This is a genomic window from Paenibacillus sp. FSL R7-0313 (assembly GCF_037969885.1).
Classification (GTDB): Bacteria; Bacillota; Bacilli; order Paenibacillales; family Paenibacillaceae; genus Paenibacillus.
Genome location: NZ_CP150219.1, coordinates 2915688 through 2933800 on the forward strand (window position 1 = coordinate 2915688; position 18113 = coordinate 2933800).

Below are 18113 nucleotides of genomic sequence, written 5' to 3' on the forward strand. Positions count from 1 at the left end.
GGAGCCCAGAACGATGCGTATTGGAGCCATAGAAGCGGGCGGAACGAAGTTTGTATGTGGTGTAGGTAATGAGCATGGACAGATTGAAGATCGGATCAGCTTTCCAACAGAACATCCGGAGACCACTCTTGCCAAGGTGATCGACTATTTCAGGGATAAAAATGTGGAAGCAATGGGTATCGGCTCCTTTGGTCCGATTGATCTGCAACCGGATAGTCCCACCTATGGTTATATTACGACCACACCTAAGCCTGGGTGGGGAAACTGTAATGTGATTGGAACCTTGAAGCATGAATTTCCGGTTCCTTTTGGATGGGATACGGATGTGAATGCTGCCGCGCTCGGTGAAGTGACGTGGGGAGCGGCGCAAGGGCTGGATAACTGTGTATATTACACGATTGGCACAGGAGTTGGTGTCGGACTTGTGGCAGGGGGCAAACGAGTACACGGATTGTTACATCCCGAGGGTGGACATATTCGCACAAGACGCCATCCAGACGATCACTTTGCCGGATTATGCCCGTATCATGGCGATTGCCTGGAGGGGATGGCAGCAGGACCAGCCATTGAAGCTCGCTGGCAGATTCCTGGCAGTGAACTGCCGGCAGATCATCCGGCGTGGGAGATCGAATCCTTTTACATTGCGGAGTCGATTACAACGGCCATCCTGCTTCATTCGCCGCAGAAAATCATCTTGGGCGGTGGTGTGATGCAGCAAGATCATCTGTTTTCTATGATCCGGGAGCAGGTAGTGCGGAATCTGAATGGTTATGTAAATGCTGCACCAATCACGCAACATATCGACCAATATATTGTCCAGCCCGGATTGGGCCAGCATGCAGGTCTGTGTGGTGCGCTCGCATTGGGTCTGGAAGCATTGCAGCATGCAGCACAAGCGTCACATGCTTCGTAGTTTTCTTAAATAATCTTCATCCCAGAAGGGACGGTTGCGGATTCGCTTATTTGTATAAGCAAGACTGCACCGTCCTTTTTGGGCTTTTTTATTTTTTGCGGAGATAAATAGTTTGAAAAAAATATTGCGTTCTAAAATCCGATGTTGCTCATGTGAGCTGCCAAAGGTATGATTTTTAGTGTCTATCCCTATAGTGCGATAAGACATTCAAAATTTAGCGTGTCTCGAATGGAAAGGAATCCAACCAATGAACCATATAACAATGCGTCAAGCTGTACAGGCAGACCAAGAGAAACTCGCTGATTTGCGAGCGTTGGTACTCTACGATGATCTAACCAGGCTGGGAAGGTACGATGATGTGAAAGTGCGTGAACGTTTCCGCAATACATTCGACCCTGTTCATACGCGGATTATTGAAGTGGAGGGTTCAATGGTAGGTTGTGTAGCCTTGAAGCCCAAGGCTGAGGAATATCTATTGGAACATTTCTACATACATCCCGATTATCAGGGCCAGAGAATAGGAACTCAGGTATTGAACATGCTGCTGGAACAGGATGAAGTTCAGGGGAAACGGGTTATTTTAAATGTTTTGCAGGGAAGTCCTGCTCGGCGATTGTATGAACGATTTGGATTTATATTGGACAGTGAAGATGAGGTCGATGTGTTTATGTCGGTTCAATTGCCGGAATAGTATGATTACCATACGTATTGAAAGTTAACTTCATATTTACGTTCTGACTGCGTAGTGGTCAGTGTAACGGTTACGTAACAGACCCATTCATTTAATTCTTGAATGGGTCTATTGAACTTTTCTATTATACTTTCCGATGACGTTACCCTAATATGGATAATAACCTACTTTTTATATAGGAATTATATAGTATGGAGAATGCCAAGATGCCACAATGGAAGCGAAATCTGTATATTCTGTGGTTCGGCCTGTTTTTTAATCATATGGCGTATTCATTATCCGTTCCGTTCTTTCCTATCTTCCTGCAAAATGATCTCGGTATCCAGAGCGGCCTGGAAGCTTGGTCGGGTATCTCCATTTCGATCAGCTTTCTGATCAGTGGATTATGCGCACCCTTCTGGGGATCACTGGCTGATAAATATGGCAGTAAACTGATGCTCGTCCGTTCAGGAGTTGGGCTAGGCATTGCACATCTGGCTAATTTCTTTGTTTACGATCCATATACGTTTATCGCAGTGAGGATCTTTCAGGGACTCATGGCTGGTTTTCATCCCGCCTCAATTACACTGATCGGCACCAATACTCCGGAGAAACATGTGGGTTACGCACTTGGTGTGATCTCCACGGCCAGTGCTGCGGGCGGGATTCTTGGTCCTCTTGCCGGTGGTGTGTTGAGTCACTGGATCGGACTGCGGGGATGTTTCATTGCATCGGCTGTGATTACATTATTTGCGGCTCTGATGGTCCTCGGTGTTAAGGAGTCACGACAAGCTCGAACGATCGTTCCAACGAAGATCATAGGGGATTTGAAAAGAGCAGCTTCCACGCCGGGTTTGATGCGAATCTACGGTTTGATTCTGCTAGTCTCGACCTCCGTTCTCATCATAGAACCGGTGCTGACGCTCTATGTGGTCCAGATTGGCGGAGATGTTGGCAGTGCAACACTTAGTGCAGGGATTGTCTTCTCGGCGATTGGTGTGGCAACCGTCATTATGGGGCCGCGTTGGGGGAAGATTGGTGGAAGGATCGGGTACGAGAAAACCCTGTTTATCGGTCTGATTGGTGGTGGAATTGGAAGCCTGCTGCAAATGACAGCAACGAATCTGATTTATTTTGGCAGCCTGCGATTTGTTTATGGTCTGTTCTTTGCCGCGGTTTATCCGGCGCTTAATGCGCTAATCATCAAGTATGCTGATCACGATTTTCGTGGGAGGGCTGTTAGTCTGAGTCAGACGGCGAGTCAGTTCGGTATCGTGCTTGGGCCGTTGATCGGCGGTTTTCTCGGTGGATGGATCGGCATTCCGTTTATTTTTCTATTCACAGGGATTGTATTGCTGGGAGCGGCTTGGGCAGTCAGGGTTAGTGCTGTGAAACAGGCGGATAAACGGGGATTAGGCATGGCAGCAGCAGAAGCTGGCGGAAACAGCATAAAGAAATGACGAAACGACTCTCAGAGATAAAAGGATACTCGAACTGAATGGTCATCACTACAATCTAGGGAGGAATATATATGTCGCAACGACAATTGAAATTGGGAGCTAATCTGAATGGAGTAGGTAACAGCATATCCTTTTGGCGTCACCCGGATATTCCCATCAACGCGAGTGTTAGTCTGGAGTTCTACAAGAAGCAGGTGCGTATCGCGGAAAAAGGGAAGTTTGATCTGCTCTTTATTGCAGATGGCCTCTTCATCAACGAGAAGTCCAATCCTCATTTTCTCAATCGCTTCGAACCTCTGACGCTTCTGTCCGCACTCGCTGGGGCAACTTCCCACATTGGATTGGTTGCTACATTATCTACTTCCTATAGTGAACCCTTCACGGTTGCGAGGCAATTTGCCTCTTTGGATCAATTAAGCGGTGGGAGAGCCGGATGGAATGTGGTTACTTCACCTCTGGAAGGTTCGGCACTGAACTTTGGCAAAGGCGAACATCCGAACCATGCGCTCCGCTACGAGATTGCGGAAGAACATCTGAATGTGGTCAAAGGACTTTGGGATTCCTGGGAGGACGATGCCTTTGTCGGAGACAAGGAACAGGGCGTATTTTTCGATCCTGCCAAGCTGCATACGCTGAATCACAAAGGAGCGCACTTCTCAGTACAGGGTCCGCTTAATGTAGGGCGTTCGAAGCAGGGGCATCCGGTGATTTTTCAGGCGGGCTCATCTGAATCTGGTAAAGATCTGGCCGCCCGATCCGCAGATGCCGTCTACACAGGACATGAGACGCTGGAGGAAGCAAGGGAGTTCTACCGGGATGTGAAGGCAAGAGCGGTGGCTTATGGACGCAAGGCAGAAGATATCCTGATCTTCCCTGGCATCGGCCCGATTGTGGGCAGAACGGAGGAAGAGGCGGAGCATAAGTATCAGGAAATTGCCGAACTAGTGAGTATTGATCAGGCGCTGAACTATCTGGGGCGATACTTCGATCATTACGACTTCTCCCAATTCCCGCTGGACGAACCTTTTCCCGAGATTGGGGAGATCGGCAGCAACAGCTTCCGCAGTACAACAGATAAGATTAAGCAGCAGGCACGGGAACAGGGGCTGACCCTGCGCCAAGTCGCGTTGCTGGCATCCACTCCGCGTACATCGTTCATTGGTACACCAGATCAGATCGCAGATCAGATTCAGAAATGGTTTGAAGGCGAAGCGGCAGACGGATTCAATGTTCGTACCGTAGTGCCCAATGGATTGGAAGATTTCGTGGAGCTAGTTGTCCCAGTTCTGCAAGAACGAGGGCTGTTCCGCACGGAGTATGAACATGAGACGCTACGGGAGAATCTGGGTCTTAAGATCCCGCGTAATCGATATACATTAGAGCGTGTGAGATAGAGAAGCTAGAGCGGTAATGACGTTAATGTAACGTTGTTGCGGCTCTTTTTTGATGGTTTCTTTTTCGGAGAGTACTGCTATTATAAAATGATAAAGAAAATGATATACAAGCTGCAATTCCAGACGAGTCACAGGAGGAGATTGGGATGATTAGAGGGTTAACGAATGCGGGACTGGGCAACATCGAGTCTGATGAACAATATATCACAGATGCGGCCAAGCACGGATTCGGATCTGTAGATTTGAATCCGCTCTCATTGATTGAAACGTATGGCAAGGAACAGGCGCAACATCTGCTGGAAAGCAATCAGGTGATTATCGGTTCATCGGGGCTGACGGTGGAGTGGCGGACGACAGATGAGCAATTCCGTGAGGGATTGCAATCGTTGGTCGCTATGGCAGAAGCTTCTGCTTCGCTGGACTGTTACAGCTGCTGCACGTATATTTTACCCTCAACGGATCAACCGGCAGCGCAATTTATGGCAGCGGCTACGAAACGTTTGAGACTCTGCGCAGATATCTTGGATGCTTACGGGATTAAGTTAGGGCTGGAGTTTGTTGGCTGCCATCACTTGCGGACGCAATGGAAGAACCCGTTTATCTGGCGTGTTGAAGATACGCTGGACTGGATCGAGACGATCCATGCGCCAAATGTTGGCCTGCTCGTAGATTCCTATCACTGGCATACGAATGGTCTACCGATGGAAGATCTGTTGAAGCTGAAGAAAGAGCAGATTGTTCATGTGCATATCAACGATGCCTATGATCTGCCGATCGAGGAATTGAAGGATGGCGAACGCTTGTATCCTGGGGAAGGTGTAATTGATCTGAATGGTTTTTTGAAAAATCTGAAGGCCATTGGCTACAACGGTGTGGTGGCTCAGGAAGTACTGGCACCGGCATCGAATCTTAGTACGAACGAACTATTCGCCAAGTCAAAGGCTGGTTTCGATCAGGTGTTTGTCACAGTATAATGTGTGAGAAAATATATAATGAGAGCAAGGGCCCATACATTCTGTATGGGTCATTTTGTTGTTTTAACAATATGAATGTGCTGATATGAAAACATTGACAATTCGTTAACAATTCCAAGATTTTCCGTTTACAATTCGCTCCTATAATTACAAACGTGATAGGTCATTTTTACTATGAACGTGGAAGTTTGGGGGGATGAGGCGGACAAGCTCTCATATTGATGATACATGCAACATACCAGACAACAGGGCACGGCATACAAGGCAAATTATATGGAGAAAAGAAGGGTGACCAAAGCCAATGTCAATGAAAAAGGTGTTAGTAGTGTCCATGGTAGCCACAGTGTTAACAACTTCTGTGGTTAGTGCAGTATCAGCTGCTCCTGCAGTGAAACCTGCGGCTAGTACAGCTCAGGTGCAAAATTCCACGCTTACAATAAACGGAAACAGCGTTATCGTTCGTTCCATCGTGAAGAATGGCGAGACACTTGTGTCGCTCCGCGATGTGGTCAAGGCTATTGGCGCACAAGCGGAAGTGCAACGTGGAACGACCGTAATCAAGCTAAATGGTCACACGGTGACACTCCAGAATAATGCGAAACAACTTCTGGTGGATGGTAACAAAGTGAATTTGAATCAACCGGTTACGATCCTTGGAGGTACAAGCTACGTTGCGCTTCGTCCATTGGTATCCAGCGTTGGCGGTACAATCGTCAAGAGAAGTGGACTGCTTGAAGTTAGCACGGTAGCATTGCTCGAAGGCGCAGAGAATCCCCGTTTTGCCGGAGCGGACAAGCTGATCGTTTCCAAGAGCGATGACAATGGCCGAACCGATTATCTCGTGAATACCACGAGTGGTAAATACGATCTGTTGTTAACGACAGATGGCGGATCGGATCTGGTTGTTTCCCCGAGTGGAGATCAAGCGGCGTATACGAATGCGGATGGAGCCGTCTACGTTATCGATCTGAAGACAAAGGCTTCGAAATTAATCACGAGTGACACAAGTATCAAACCGGAGTTGGTATGGTCTGCGGATGGAAGCGCAATGTATTTCCTGCAAGGAGATAAGGGGTCGGTGATTGCAAGTCTGAATCTGGCTGATGGCGCTATTAAGAAACTGGTTGAAGACAAAGTGGATTACAAAGAAAACCTGAATGTGTCTGCGGACGGCAAAAGATTCATCTACACAGTGACAACACTGGGCAAGGTAACCTCCGATGCAACCAATGTAGATGAAGACAACGTGTCTATCGACTTTTCAGCCAATCAACAGCAAATATTTTCGTATAACAACGGATTGTCAAAACCTGAAGCGGCGCAATTAACGACTTCAACCGATGACAAAGTGTTTGTATGGTCCGTTGACGGGCAGAAAGCCTACTACGTAAGTGTACCGTCCGAGGACAGCAATGCTTCGCTGCAATCTGTGGATTCATCCCAGGAGGCAACAACGGTGTATGGCGTTCACGATGTAGAGCAAGCGATTCTGTCGGGTAGCGTCTTGTACGTACTGGCTGCGCAAGATGACAGCAACAGCGTCATTATTTCCATCGACACGGTAACAGGAAAACAAACCAAACTGTATACCGTATCTTCCGATGTTTCCTCCATTACCGTTGCCGGATCACAATTGGCTGTCATTGAGAACGGCCGAGTTCTGGTACAAGCGGGTGGGAGCTGGAGAGCCGTAACGAAGTGATTTTTTTGATCCAAGAGTGATAAGCACATAATTGCAATTAACTATTTTATAATTCGAGAGGAGTTTATGAAAATGAAAAAATGGATCAAACCCTTCACGGCAATGCTTATGGCTGTATCGCTAATTGGTGGACTTGGAGGAGCAACGACGGCATCCGCTGCCAAGAGCACAGAGAAAGGTAAAATCGTCATCAACGGTTCCTCGGCATTGCTTCCACTGACTCTTCAGGCTGCAAGTGAATTCAAGAAAGATAATCCAAAAGTCAAAATCTCGGCTTCCGCCGCAGGTTCAATCACAGGTCCTCAATCCGTACGTAAAGGGATTGCTGATATCGGTGCTGTGGACTGGGACGCATCCAAGGATGTACCTGGTTTCAAGAAATTCGATGGAATGGTTGCTAATCCAGTAGCAGTGACAGTATTCACGGCTGTCGTTAACACAAATGTGGGCGTAAGCAGTCTGACCACAAAACAATTGCAGGACATATTCTCCGGCAAAGTGACCAACTGGAAAGACGTCGGCGGTGCGAATGCCAACATCGTTGTTGTTAACCGTAAGTTCGGTTCCGGTACACGGGTCAACTTCCAGCAAAAAGCGCTTGACGGCAAGGATTTCATGAGCAAAGGTGACAACTACAAAGAAGTTGGCTCTAGCGGTGATATGAAAACAACCATCGAAACGACACCGAATGCGATCGGTTATATTGACCTTCCTTATGTAACTAGCAAAATGAAGGCTGTATCCATCAATGGCGTGGCACCAACAGAGAAAAACGTTCTGAACAAGACCTACAAAGTATGGGGTATCGGATATTACATGACCAAAGGTCAACCTACCGGTGCAACCAAAGCGTTCATTGATTACATCCAAAGCAGCAAGTTCCAGAACGGTTCCCTGAAAAAGCTGAAATTCATTCCGCTTGCGGCTGTAAAATAACGGCGCTTCACACGTTCGACATTCTCACATTTCATAAGAAAAGGGATAGCCAGCTTCTGCGCACGGTCGCAAGCTGGCTTCTCTATGTGAAAGGAAGAGCACTTCATGATCGATTTGAATCCATCCCCGAACAGCCCCGCCCCGAGTGAACTTGGCACGAGCCTTGGTAAGGCCGCTGATTCGGGCACGCGGTTTAACCGTAAAGCGCGTTTAAGGTGGTCCAATAACCTGTTTCGTATGGTTTGCATCGGCAGTACGATCTTTGTATGTTTGGTTCTCTTATGTATCTTAATTCTCATGCTTCGTACGGGCGTTCTTACTTTTGCAGATGTGTCGCTGCGTGAATTCTTTTTCTCCACCAACTGGGACCCGGAAAATGAACACTATGGTGCACTGACCTTTATCCTCGGAACGCTGGCTCTTACGGGTCTCACCATGTTGTTCGCTATTCCACTCTCTGTCATCATTGCCGTATTTCTGGCCGAAATGACACCCAAATGGCTTCGCCATATTCTACGACCTGTGTTGGATCTGCTGGTAGGTATTCCTTCTGTGGTGTACGGTTTCTTGGGACTGACGATCCTCATCCCCTGGCTAAGGGATATTAGCGGACGTGATCTGGCTGACGGATTACTCGCTGCGTCCATCGTACTGACTATTATGGTACTTCCCACGATTAGCCGGATCAGTGATGATGCCATATCTGCTGTGCCGAACAAATACCGTGATGCTGCCTATGCACTCGGCACGAACCGATTCCAGACTGTGACTCGTGTCGTCTTACCTGCTGCAAAAGGCGGGATCATGTACGCGGTCATTCTTGGAATGACTCGTGCGATCGGTGAGACGATGGCGGTGGTGATGGTCATTGGTAATACAGCGCAGCTCGCCAACAGTCTGTTCACGCCAACAGCCGTGCTGACTAGTAATATCGTCATGCAAATCTCTAGCGTCGAATTCGACTCCACCTGGAATCATGGTCTGTACATGATGGGCTTTATCCTGCTCGCCATTTCGATCCTGATGATCGTTATCGTAAGATTGCTTCAGAAGAGAGGGGACCGAAACGTATGAGTGTGAAGAAGCAGGCGAACGCTGTCGTCCCGTCTTATTCTTTTGGCAAACGGAGAAGTTCATCGATGGTGATAGATCGGCTTTTTACAGGCATGGTATGGGGCGTTGGTATTGTCGTCATTTTGTTTATTGTTGGACTGTTATTTCTGCTGCTGAACAAAGGATTGCCACTGCTCAGCTGGGATTTCCTATACGGTGTTCCGAGTGAGATTGAAGAAGGCGGAGGGATCGGCCCGGCACTGTTCAACTCGTTCTATGTGTTAATTCTGTCCCTGCTCATCTCCATCCCGATTGGTATGGCGGCAGGCATATATCTGGCAGAGTTTGCACCAAATAATAAGCTGATCGAGACCGTTCGTATTTGCGTGGAGGGATTGTCCTCTGTGCCATCGATCATTTTTGGCTTGTTCGGTATTGCCCTGTTTGTGGAGTTTTTCGAAATTGGTCTTACCATTCTGGGCGCAGCCGTCAGCCTTGCTTTCCTGAACCTGCCTGTGCTTACCAGAGTAACGGAGGAATCCGTCAGGGCGGTTCCGGTAGAACTTCGGAATGGATCGTTTGCGCTGGGCTCAACGCATCTTCAGACGATTCGTCAAGTGTTGTTGCCGGTGGCTATCAACGGGATCATGACGGGTATTTGCCTGACGGCAGGTCGGGCATTTGGTGAGAGTGCCGTCATTATTCTAACCGCTGGAGTGTCTACCTCCGGGGAGATGTGGGACTTTAATTTGTTATCGCCGGGAGGAACCCTTGCCGTTCATCTCTGGTACATTCAATCGGAAGCCATTGTGCCGGATGCCGAGGAAATTGCGCAGAAAACCACAGCGGTGCTGATCTTTGTGGCGTTGCTCATTAATGTTCTGTTCCGTGTACCCTTGTGGCTGAATGCACGCAAAAATCAAGCCTGATGAAAGAGGATACCGCTAATCGGTATCACCTGGAACAACGATAACTGTGTAAGTTGAATCTGCATATCATTCCATTTCAACCCGGGAGGGCGCCTTGTGCAACCTATTATTGAGATCAACAAATTGAATTTGTATTACGGTCAATTTCAAGCGCTGAAGGATGTGTCCATTGAAATTCCTGAGCGGGCAATCACTGCGTTTATCGGACCGTCGGGTTGTGGCAAATCAACCCTGCTGCGTACGCTCAATCGCATGAATGACCGGATACCCGGCACACGGATTGAAGGCAAAGTGGCCGTAGGGGGGACCGACATCTACAATGGTGAAGTTCATGTGGAGACCCTTCGCAAGAAGATCGGTATGGTCTTCCAACAACCGAACCCTTTTCCAAAATCCATCTACGACAATGTGGCTTTCGGTCCCAAACAGCACGGTATCCATGGCAAGAAGAAGTTGGATGAAATTGTGGAGCAGAGCCTGCGTTCCGCAGTCCTGTGGGATGAGGTAAAAGACAACCTGAAGCGCTCCGCGCTAAGTCTGTCCGGAGGTCAGCAGCAACGCCTCTGCATCGCACGTGCGCTGGCAGTGGAGCCAGATATTCTGCTGATGGATGAGGCGACCGCTTCGCTTGATCCCGTATCCACCTTCAAGATTGAGGAACTGACGCATGAATTGAAGGAGCGTTATACCATCGTGATGGTGACACATAACATGCAGCAAGCCGCTCGTGTATCCCAGCAGACGGTGTTCTTCCTGAACGGCGAAGTTGTGGAGTATTCCCCTACCCAGAGCATGTTCGCTGAGCCAGTTGATATGCGTACGCAGGATTATATTAGTGGTAGATTTGGTTGATTGTTTATTAGTTGAGGAATGTGGAAGTCTTTCAGATCTGATCTGAAAGGCTTTTTGCTGTTTTTAATTACTTTAGCAGCCCCCGTTGTTCCATCAATTGTGTCGTAACCACCCACAGTCTGTTTTGCATCGCCGCATCTTCGCCAGGATGTATAGGAGTTATAGATGCTCCATTTCCCACATTGAAATATCCTCCCGAAACCTCGCCATACTTCTGTTCCACAGCCAACCGAGTTATGATATCCGCACCCCGTCGTGGGTCGCCGATGTGCAAAAAGGTTAAAATGCGTTCAAGCACACTTGCAAACCATAGCTCTCGTCCAAGACCCGTAACATTAAAGCCAGGATTCAAGGCATTTACGCGAATCCCAGTTCCTCGCCATTGTCTGGCGAGTTCACCAGTAAACATAATATTGAGCAGTTTGGTTTTGCCATAGATTGGAGAGGAACCGAGTGCAGTAAATGGAGTGATATCCGTTAAGTCATCTGGCAGCACCAGTGTGCCATGATTCCGCGAAGCTTCAGATGCAACATTCACGACTCGGGCATGGCCGGACTGAATCAGGGAAGATTGCAATGTGTGCGTTAACAGCCAAGGTGCCAAATAGTTCACGGCAATCATCTCGGCATATCCTTCGGACGTGACTCTCTGTTCAAATGCATGAAGTCCGGCATTATTCAAAAGTACGTCTATACGCGGATAAGCGGCTGCAATCTCAAGCCCAACACGTTTTACATCACTCAGTAAGGACAAGTCTCCATAGAAAAATTCAATTTTGGCAGACGGCATGATTTCCTTGATTTTGTACCTGGTAGCCTCGGCACGTTCCTTGCTTCGGGCTGTGAGTATAAGATGTGCCCCGCGTTTGGCGAGTTCCATGGCTGCAAGCTGCCCTAAACCGCTTGTTGCTCCGGTAATGACAATAATGGGATGTTTAGTTTTCATGAGAAGATCTCCTTTTGACACGAATAGATTCGGAATTATATAATGGACATAAATCAACTATAAATATTAATTGATATTTGTCAACTATATTTCGAGAAGTCTACTTTCATGTATCTGGGAGAGGGAGTTAACAATAATGAGTAAAAATCCAGTCAAAACCAAAGATAGAACAGCCCTGGAGCTAGCGCTGGGTGAGCAGATTCATGCACTGATCAGTGCATCGCATGCGCTTAACGTTCGGTCTGCCGAGCGTTTTGATGCGAACCTGCAACCTGCCGCTTTTCAACTGGTACGATGGCTCTACTCCTATGGCCCAACAAGCGCCGCGGCTTTGGCAGAAGCGAATGCAATGGACCGCAGCTCGGTCAGCCGATTAATCAAACAACTCGAAAAGTCAGGATATGTAAGCAAAGAGCCAGACCCCGAAGATCGGCGCGGGGTATTACTGTCTCTAACGGAACTTGGTCAACAATCGACGGTTGGTACACTCAAGGAGAAGGAATCAGCTTTTTATGACCGTATATCCAGATGGGATGATAAGGAACTGGAGCGTTTCACCACCATGCTACGGCAGTTTAACGGTTTGGAAGAAAAGTGAGAGATTCGATGGTGGAATGTTTTCAATACAAGGAATATAGGTTATGTCACCATTGAATGAGAGAGACTACAGAATCATAGTAAAAGCGGACATCTAGTGATGTCCGCTCGCGATGTAACCAAATAATTTTATAGTTTCCAGGGAAGCTGCGGGATTTTATATCGGAAACCCTGATGGTTTCCTTTTCTCACATATATCCAAGGTGGTGGTACAGGCGTGCCTAGTGCTTTATACAAGACCGTCCCTTCATCGCTCACGGAATATACTTCGATACTATTTTGCATATCCTCCCAATGAATCTTACCTTGGTAAGACAGTGTCTGCCCTTGAATGATAACATGAGGTGCACCTGAAATAACTCTCTGCGTTGTGTTGAGAATTCCAACCTTCCCTGAGTACAACATCACGAACTCGCTCACGAAAAGTATGATAATCAAAATGACTATGCTCACAATCCATCGCTTTTTGCTCATTTTGTGACCTCCACTACCTAGGGATCATTCCCTCATAGTTAATGTCTTTTAATGACATAATCTCGTCAGAGATGGTATTGATTTTGACTGAATAGGGCTTAATAGCTTGCAGGAATTCATTAATGGTCTTCTTACGATCTTTATGAAATACGGCAGAAGTTATGTAATTCTCCTTTAATACATTATCGTTCATTATGACTTGTTTAGAATAACTAACTGAATTACTATAATCGATTAGATGTGTAACCCCCGTGAATTTGCCATTAGTTAATGTACCTTTGGAGAATTGGGATGGTTTAATCCCAATATATTTTTCAGAAGAACCATGTTTCTTTTTATAATTGATAATCGTGTCAAAAAAGTCCTTATCCCCGGTTAACTTTTCGTTGAAATAATCATTTTGGAGAGCAATCGTAGTTGTATGATCAGTATATCCTAGTGAGACAGTATCTGAAGAGTGGATTGCGTAATATCCCTGAGACATCTTGCCCTGATTGAATGTTCCATCGTTAATGGTGTTGTTGTAACGGTCATGTACAGGGTAAACCTTACCATCAGAAGTAAGATACTGTACTTCTAACCATTGCGTAATTTCTTTTCCTTTACCATGATATGTATCATTAATCCATGATCCGGTGTAGGTTTTTGTAGTGAATTCACCTGTTCCATGGCCCATATTAGATTCATTGTAATCCTCAAAGGGGACACCTCCACCTTCAACTAATGTATATGTATATTTGCCTTTTCCTTGCCGCTTACCACTCACCCAATCTCCAGAGTAAACTTCGGTTTCTCCCCATCTTGCGGTTCCTTTACCATGAGGTTTCCCGTTTAAAACTTCACCATAGTACGTCGCTCCATCTGACAATTTTAAGTTTACTTTCTTCGATGCTGCTTCAGTTGTAGAAGAGCTTGATAATAGTACAATGATAACGATGATTGTTAATCCAAAACTTTGATAGAATCTTTTCAAAATTGTGCAACTCCTTCAATAAATAATGATCTTTGCGTTATTAGCCATCTTCAACATTATCGGTTTATGTATCGTATTTTTCCAGTTTAAATATAAAGTGGAGATAGGTCGGATTTCACAAACAACTCGTCCCCAGTTTACAAAAGTAAAGATGTAAAGGCTGAAACAAAATCCCGCTCAACTCAAAGTACCTGCGGCTTCTGGGCATATCATGCCTATGATTCGTGGGTGCTTTTTTCTATACTCAGCGTATACGTAACCCTGATCTTTTTACAAAACCTACTATGTTCTCGGTTTCATCATTTCTCCTACACGAGGTCTCCTCCTAATGATCCACAGCAGTGGTGGAACTTTCCTGAATCGTGAACAATCTCTGAATTTTGTATCACCTCCTATATGCTGCGTTTTTCCTAGATTCACTCCCTCAATATGGAGCAGTATAGAATATAACTTCGTTAGGATAAGTTAGAAAAAACTTTAACGGAATATGAAAGAATGCATGTATATGTAAAATTTTAAATACATACTTCCAGACCGTTGACCCTGCCCCAAAAGTCTCTTATATTTACTCCCGACACAACAACTCAGAACGGGTGGTGGGATGATTTTGTTCAATAATAAAGGCAAGAAAATGCTCGCTATGCTTACACTTATACCTTTGGCTACAGGGATGGTCATGGGAGCTTTCCCTGCTGCGATAACGTATGCAGATGCAGGAGATAACACGCCGGTCAACAGCTCGGTAACAGGTTCTTGGCAAACCGGAGATTTGCATGTACATACGTTTGAGTCCGATGATGCACAGGTTTCACTGGAGAACGTGCTCGACGCGGGTTTAACCAAATATGGGCTGGATTGGATCGCGCTTACGGATCATTTGCGGTTATCCAAGCGAGATCACAACGGGAACGACATTTCGGGTGGACCAATACCCATGTCCCAAGGGATGAATGAATATCAGGTACCACAGATCAAGGCACTTCAGGATGCAGGCAAATATGCAGGTAAAACGATCTTCTCCGGTTTCGAATGGGACATGCCAACACATGAACACGTTGGGGTGGGGATTCTTACAGATGAGCCGAACTCAACCGAAGCGCTGAACGCTGCCAAGGAATTCGAATACCGTTTCACGAATCGTGCAGCGAACCTGTTTAATGCGGCTGACGTAGCCAAATGGGATCAGAACGGAGGGCGTGCCTACACGACCCATCAGGATGCCTTAACCGCCATCAATTGGCTCGCTACGAACTATCCAATGACAAGTTATGCGATGATCAACCATCCTTCACGCGGCAAAAACAAATATACCATCGCGGACTTCCGTGAGTTCAACGATCTGGCTCCACAAGTGGTATTTGGTATCGAGGGCATGCTGGGTAACCAGATGGAACCGGATCGTGGAGGGTACAACACAAGCTACAATGTAGCTAATCCGACCGCTGATGATGGATACAAATACCGTACATACGGCGGTGTAGACTATATGGTTGCCAAGGTTGGCGGACTATGGGATGCATTGCTTGGAGAAGGACGTCACTTCTGGAACTATGGCAATTCGGATTATCACTTCAAGACGATTGGCACGAATTCCAGTGGTTATTTTCCGGGCGAATATGCCAAGACCTATTCATGGGTTGAGGGTACAGGCATGCAGGCTGTTCTGGATGGACTGCGTTCGGGAAAATCATTTTCCGTATTTGGTGACCTGATCAACGCACTGGACTTTACAGCTTCCGGAGCGGGTGCTCAGGTTGAGATGGGCGGAGACCTTAATGTGACTCAAGGCGATGAAGTAGAGCTGAAGATCCGCTTCAAGAGTCCAACGACAAGCAACAACTATGAAAATCCAATCAACAGCGGCACGTCTGCTGGACAAGTACCCGTGGTGGATCACGTCGATCTCATCGCTGGGGATGTGACAGCCAAGGCACAGAAGGGCACAGACGCATATACCAAAGACACCAACGACTCTACCAAAGTACTGGCTACCTTCACATCCAACGATTGGACGACAGATGCCGAAGGCTATAATATCATCACGTACAAAATCAAAGCCACAGATCAGGACAAGTATTTCCGCCTGCGCGGTACGAATCTGGGCATGAACGTGACAGGTGAGACTGTAAATGGTGAACCACAGCTTGATCCGAAAAATACGACAGCTGATGCAACGACACGCTTTAATCAAATTAACGATAGCAACTATCGCGATCTGTGGTTCTACTCCAACCCAATCTTCGTGAGTGCCACACCGTACAGTGACGCACAGGCGGTAACCGATACGCTTGAAGCAATCGATCTGGGGGATCTGAACGCGGTCCATTCCGATCTTACCCTTCCTGTTGAAGGGAAGCATGGTGCAACCATTAGTTGGTCCAGCTCCAAGCCGGAACTAATGAATAACGAGGGCAAGCTGCTAACGCAACCGGACAATAATGAGCGACTTGAACTGACGGCAACTGTGCAACGTGGCACGGAGTCACAACCCAAAACGTTCACTGTCATTGTGGAAGGCAAGAATAATCAGGCGCTGGTGTTAAAAAGCAACATGACAACTGCTGACGGCCAGCCGTATCACACGGATACATGGACGAACCAGTCCGTAACGGTTAGTGTAACCAGCGCAGTATACGCACCTGCTACTTCCGCGATCATCGAGTTGTCCCGTGATGGAGGGCAGACGTACGAACCATATACAGAGAATACACCTTTGGAGGTAACGGAGCCGGGAGAGCACAACCTTTTATTCCGAGCAACCGATGATCTGGAACAAACGTATACTTTACCTCTGGTCATTAAAATAGACCGTGAGATTCCCGTCATCACCCTGCAAGGTAGCAGCCAGATGACGCTGAATGTGGGAGATACGTACAACGAGCCTGGAGCACAGGCTTTTGATAATGTCGGCATCCGTGGTTCCGTGCAGGTGGATGGCACGGTGAACACACAAGCAGCAGGGATCTACACCCTTCGGTATAACGTGAAGGATATCGCTGGTAATGCGGCACAGGAAGTCATCCGTACCGTCACTGTACAAGCCCGCACAGGCAATGGTAGCGGGGGTTCAGGTGGAGGTAATGGAGGCAACTCCGGTGGGAATTCTGGAGGAAGTACACCAAGTGTGCCAACAACGCCTACTGTTCCAACCACACCAACCAACCCGGAAACGGGGTCAGATTCATCCACTGAAGTGAAGGTAGAGGTGGATGCGAATCAGCCGGTCCAAACGGGTTTGAAAGACATCGTGCAATTCAATGTTCCATCGGGAGCCATTGGTTCCAAGGATACGTTGCAAGTGTCTGTGGTTGCCAAGGACAAGTTGCAGAATACAGCTTCCCTGAATGTACTTGGACAAGCTGTACAGATCAGCCGCAGTGGCGGAAGAACGTTGAATGATCAGGCGGCATTGAGCCTGAATGTGGATTCGGCAGCTCTGCCGAATGGCACCCAACCTGCAATCTACTATTATAATGAAGCTCGTCAGAGTTGGGTATTTATCGGTGGCAAGACGAATGCAGCAGGAAGCATAACGGCTAATGTTAATCATCTGGGTACATTTGTTGTGTCCAGTTACACACCGGTGAATCTGTCTGACCTGAGTGGACACTGGGCTTCTGACTACGCAGATCGTTTGTTGGGCATGAACGTGATTCAAGGTTACACAGATGGAACATTCCAACCATCGAAGAAGATCACACGGGCAGAGTTTGTTACGTTGCTCAGTAAGGCGCTGGCATTGAAGTCCGTGGAGTCGGATCTGACATTTGCAGATCAAGGTAGTCTGCCAGACTGGGCGAAAGGTGATATTGCCGCAGCCGTGCAAGCCGGAATCGTGAACGGCTACGGTGATAATACATTTAAGCCCCATCGGACGATTACGCGTGCCGAGATGGCAGTCATGATGGCGAATGCGCTGAAAGTAAGTTCAGATGCACAAGCCGGAATGTCTGGCAATACATCCGTTAAACCAAGTTTCACCGATGCATCGCAGACGCCATCTTGGGCACAAGAAGCACTGGATACAGCCGTGCAGGCCAAGATTGTGAGCGGATATACGGACCATACGGTTCGTGCAGGAAGTGTAACGACCCGAGCGGAAGCTGCGACGATGATCTATAATTTGTTGCTCGCCATGTACGTGTAATCTCAATAGAAAGAAGCAAGGACCGTCCTAAGAGGGATGGTCTCTGTTTATTTCAACGTTTAGTACAGTCCATTAACTAAAAAAGTTGAATAC

14 protein-coding genes are annotated in these 18113 nt (G+C 47.2%); 12 read left to right on the top strand and 2 right to left on the bottom strand.

Going from position 1 to position 18113, the window contains the following annotated elements:
- Nucleotides 1-13: 13 nt before the first annotated feature.
- The 10 genes from NSQ38_RS12800 (at nt 14) to pstB (ending at nt 10883) form a co-directional block, all read left to right on the top strand.
- Nucleotides 14-913: an ROK family protein gene (locus tag NSQ38_RS12800; RefSeq protein ID WP_339789643.1), complete on the top strand. Its 900-nt coding sequence runs from the start codon at nt 14-16 to the stop codon at nt 911-913.
- A gap of 247 nt (nt 914-1160) precedes the next feature.
- The gene (locus NSQ38_RS12805) at nt 1161-1604 is read left to right on the top strand and encodes a GNAT family N-acetyltransferase (RefSeq protein ID WP_339789645.1); all 444 of its coding nucleotides are present in this window, start codon (nt 1161-1163) and stop codon (nt 1602-1604) included.
- A 206-nt stretch (nt 1605-1810) separates the two neighbouring features.
- Complete coding sequence (locus tag NSQ38_RS12810; protein WP_339789647.1) at nt 1811-3043, top strand: MFS transporter; 1233 nt, start codon at nt 1811-1813, stop codon at nt 3041-3043.
- 71 nt (nt 3044-3114) lie between these two features.
- Nucleotides 3115-4437, top strand: coding sequence for an LLM class flavin-dependent oxidoreductase (locus tag NSQ38_RS12815; protein WP_339789649.1), 1323 nt, complete (start codon nt 3115-3117; stop codon nt 4435-4437).
- Nucleotides 4438-4583: 146 nt separating this feature from the next.
- Nucleotides 4584-5411 carry a sugar phosphate isomerase/epimerase gene (locus NSQ38_RS12820; protein WP_339789652.1) on the top strand — a complete coding sequence of 276 codons (828 nt, stop codon included), beginning with the start codon at nt 4584-4586 and terminating at the stop codon, nt 5409-5411.
- Between the two features lie 307 nt (nt 5412-5718).
- Complete coding sequence (locus tag NSQ38_RS12825) at nt 5719-7113, top strand: stalk domain-containing protein (protein WP_339789654.1); 1395 nt, start codon at nt 5719-5721, stop codon at nt 7111-7113.
- Between the two features lie 72 nt (nt 7114-7185).
- Complete coding sequence (locus NSQ38_RS12830) at nt 7186-8049, top strand: phosphate ABC transporter substrate-binding protein (RefSeq protein ID WP_278298649.1); 864 nt, start codon at nt 7186-7188, stop codon at nt 8047-8049.
- Between the two features lie 105 nt (nt 8050-8154).
- Nucleotides 8155-9123, top strand: a complete 969-nt coding sequence (gene pstC, locus NSQ38_RS12835; protein WP_339789657.1) for a phosphate ABC transporter permease subunit PstC — start codon at nt 8155-8157, stop codon at nt 9121-9123.
- Nucleotides 9120-10031 (top strand): phosphate ABC transporter permease PstA, encoded by a 912-nt coding sequence (pstA, locus tag NSQ38_RS12840; protein ID WP_339789659.1) that lies wholly within the window; start codon nt 9120-9122, stop codon nt 10029-10031. Before pstC ends, pstA begins: the two co-directional genes overlap by 4 nt.
- 96 nt (nt 10032-10127) lie before the next feature.
- Nucleotides 10128-10883 carry a phosphate ABC transporter ATP-binding protein PstB gene (pstB, locus tag NSQ38_RS12845; protein WP_339789661.1) on the top strand — a complete coding sequence of 252 codons (756 nt, stop codon included), beginning with the start codon at nt 10128-10130 and terminating at the stop codon, nt 10881-10883.
- Between the two features lie 67 nt (nt 10884-10950).
- On the opposite strand, the gene NSQ38_RS12850 is transcribed toward pstB, so the two are convergent.
- Entirely contained in the window at nt 10951-11829 is an 879-nt protein-coding gene (locus NSQ38_RS12850) for an SDR family NAD(P)-dependent oxidoreductase (RefSeq protein WP_339789664.1), read from the bottom strand.
- Between the two features lie 136 nt (nt 11830-11965).
- Between NSQ38_RS12850 and NSQ38_RS12855 the strand changes: the two genes are divergently transcribed.
- The gene (locus tag NSQ38_RS12855; RefSeq protein ID WP_339789667.1) at nt 11966-12427 is read left to right on the top strand and encodes a MarR family transcriptional regulator; all 462 of its coding nucleotides are present in this window, start codon (nt 11966-11968) and stop codon (nt 12425-12427) included.
- 486 nt (nt 12428-12913) lie between these two features.
- Here NSQ38_RS12855 and NSQ38_RS12860 read toward each other — a convergent pair whose 3' ends face one another.
- Nucleotides 12914-13873, bottom strand: coding sequence for a hypothetical protein (locus NSQ38_RS12860; RefSeq protein WP_339789669.1), 960 nt, complete (start codon nt 13871-13873; stop codon nt 12914-12916).
- A 607-nt stretch (nt 13874-14480) separates the two neighbouring features.
- On the opposite strand from NSQ38_RS12860, the gene NSQ38_RS12865 reads away from it, so the two are divergent.
- Nucleotides 14481-18020, top strand: a complete 3540-nt coding sequence (locus NSQ38_RS12865; protein WP_339789671.1) for an S-layer homology domain-containing protein — start codon at nt 14481-14483, stop codon at nt 18018-18020.
- Nucleotides 18021-18113: the final 93 nt, after the last annotated feature.

Coding starts and splice junctions, on each gene's coding strand:
- NSQ38_RS12810 (WP_339789647.1), top strand. CDS start 1,811: ATGCCACAATGGAAGCGAAATCTGTATATTCTGTGGTTCGGCCTGTTT.
- NSQ38_RS12855 (WP_339789667.1), top strand. CDS start 11,966: ATGAGTAAAAATCCAGTCAAAACCAAAGATAGAACAGCCCTGGAGCTA.
- NSQ38_RS12825 (WP_339789654.1), top strand. CDS start 5,719: ATGAAAAAGGTGTTAGTAGTGTCCATGGTAGCCACAGTGTTAACAACT.
- pstA (WP_339789659.1), top strand. CDS start 9,120: ATGAGTGTGAAGAAGCAGGCGAACGCTGTCGTCCCGTCTTATTCTTTT.
- pstC (WP_339789657.1), top strand. CDS start 8,155: ATGATCGATTTGAATCCATCCCCGAACAGCCCCGCCCCGAGTGAACTT.
- NSQ38_RS12820 (WP_339789652.1), top strand. CDS start 4,584: ATGATTAGAGGGTTAACGAATGCGGGACTGGGCAACATCGAGTCTGAT.
- NSQ38_RS12815 (WP_339789649.1), top strand. CDS start 3,115: ATGTCGCAACGACAATTGAAATTGGGAGCTAATCTGAATGGAGTAGGT.
- NSQ38_RS12850 (WP_339789664.1), bottom strand. CDS start 11,829: ATGAAAACTAAACATCCCATTATTGTCATTACCGGAGCAACAAGCGGT.
- NSQ38_RS12830 (WP_278298649.1), top strand. CDS start 7,186: ATGAAAAAATGGATCAAACCCTTCACGGCAATGCTTATGGCTGTATCG.
- NSQ38_RS12800 (WP_339789643.1), top strand. CDS start 14: ATGCGTATTGGAGCCATAGAAGCGGGCGGAACGAAGTTTGTATGTGGT.
- NSQ38_RS12805 (WP_339789645.1), top strand. CDS start 1,161: ATGAACCATATAACAATGCGTCAAGCTGTACAGGCAGACCAAGAGAAA.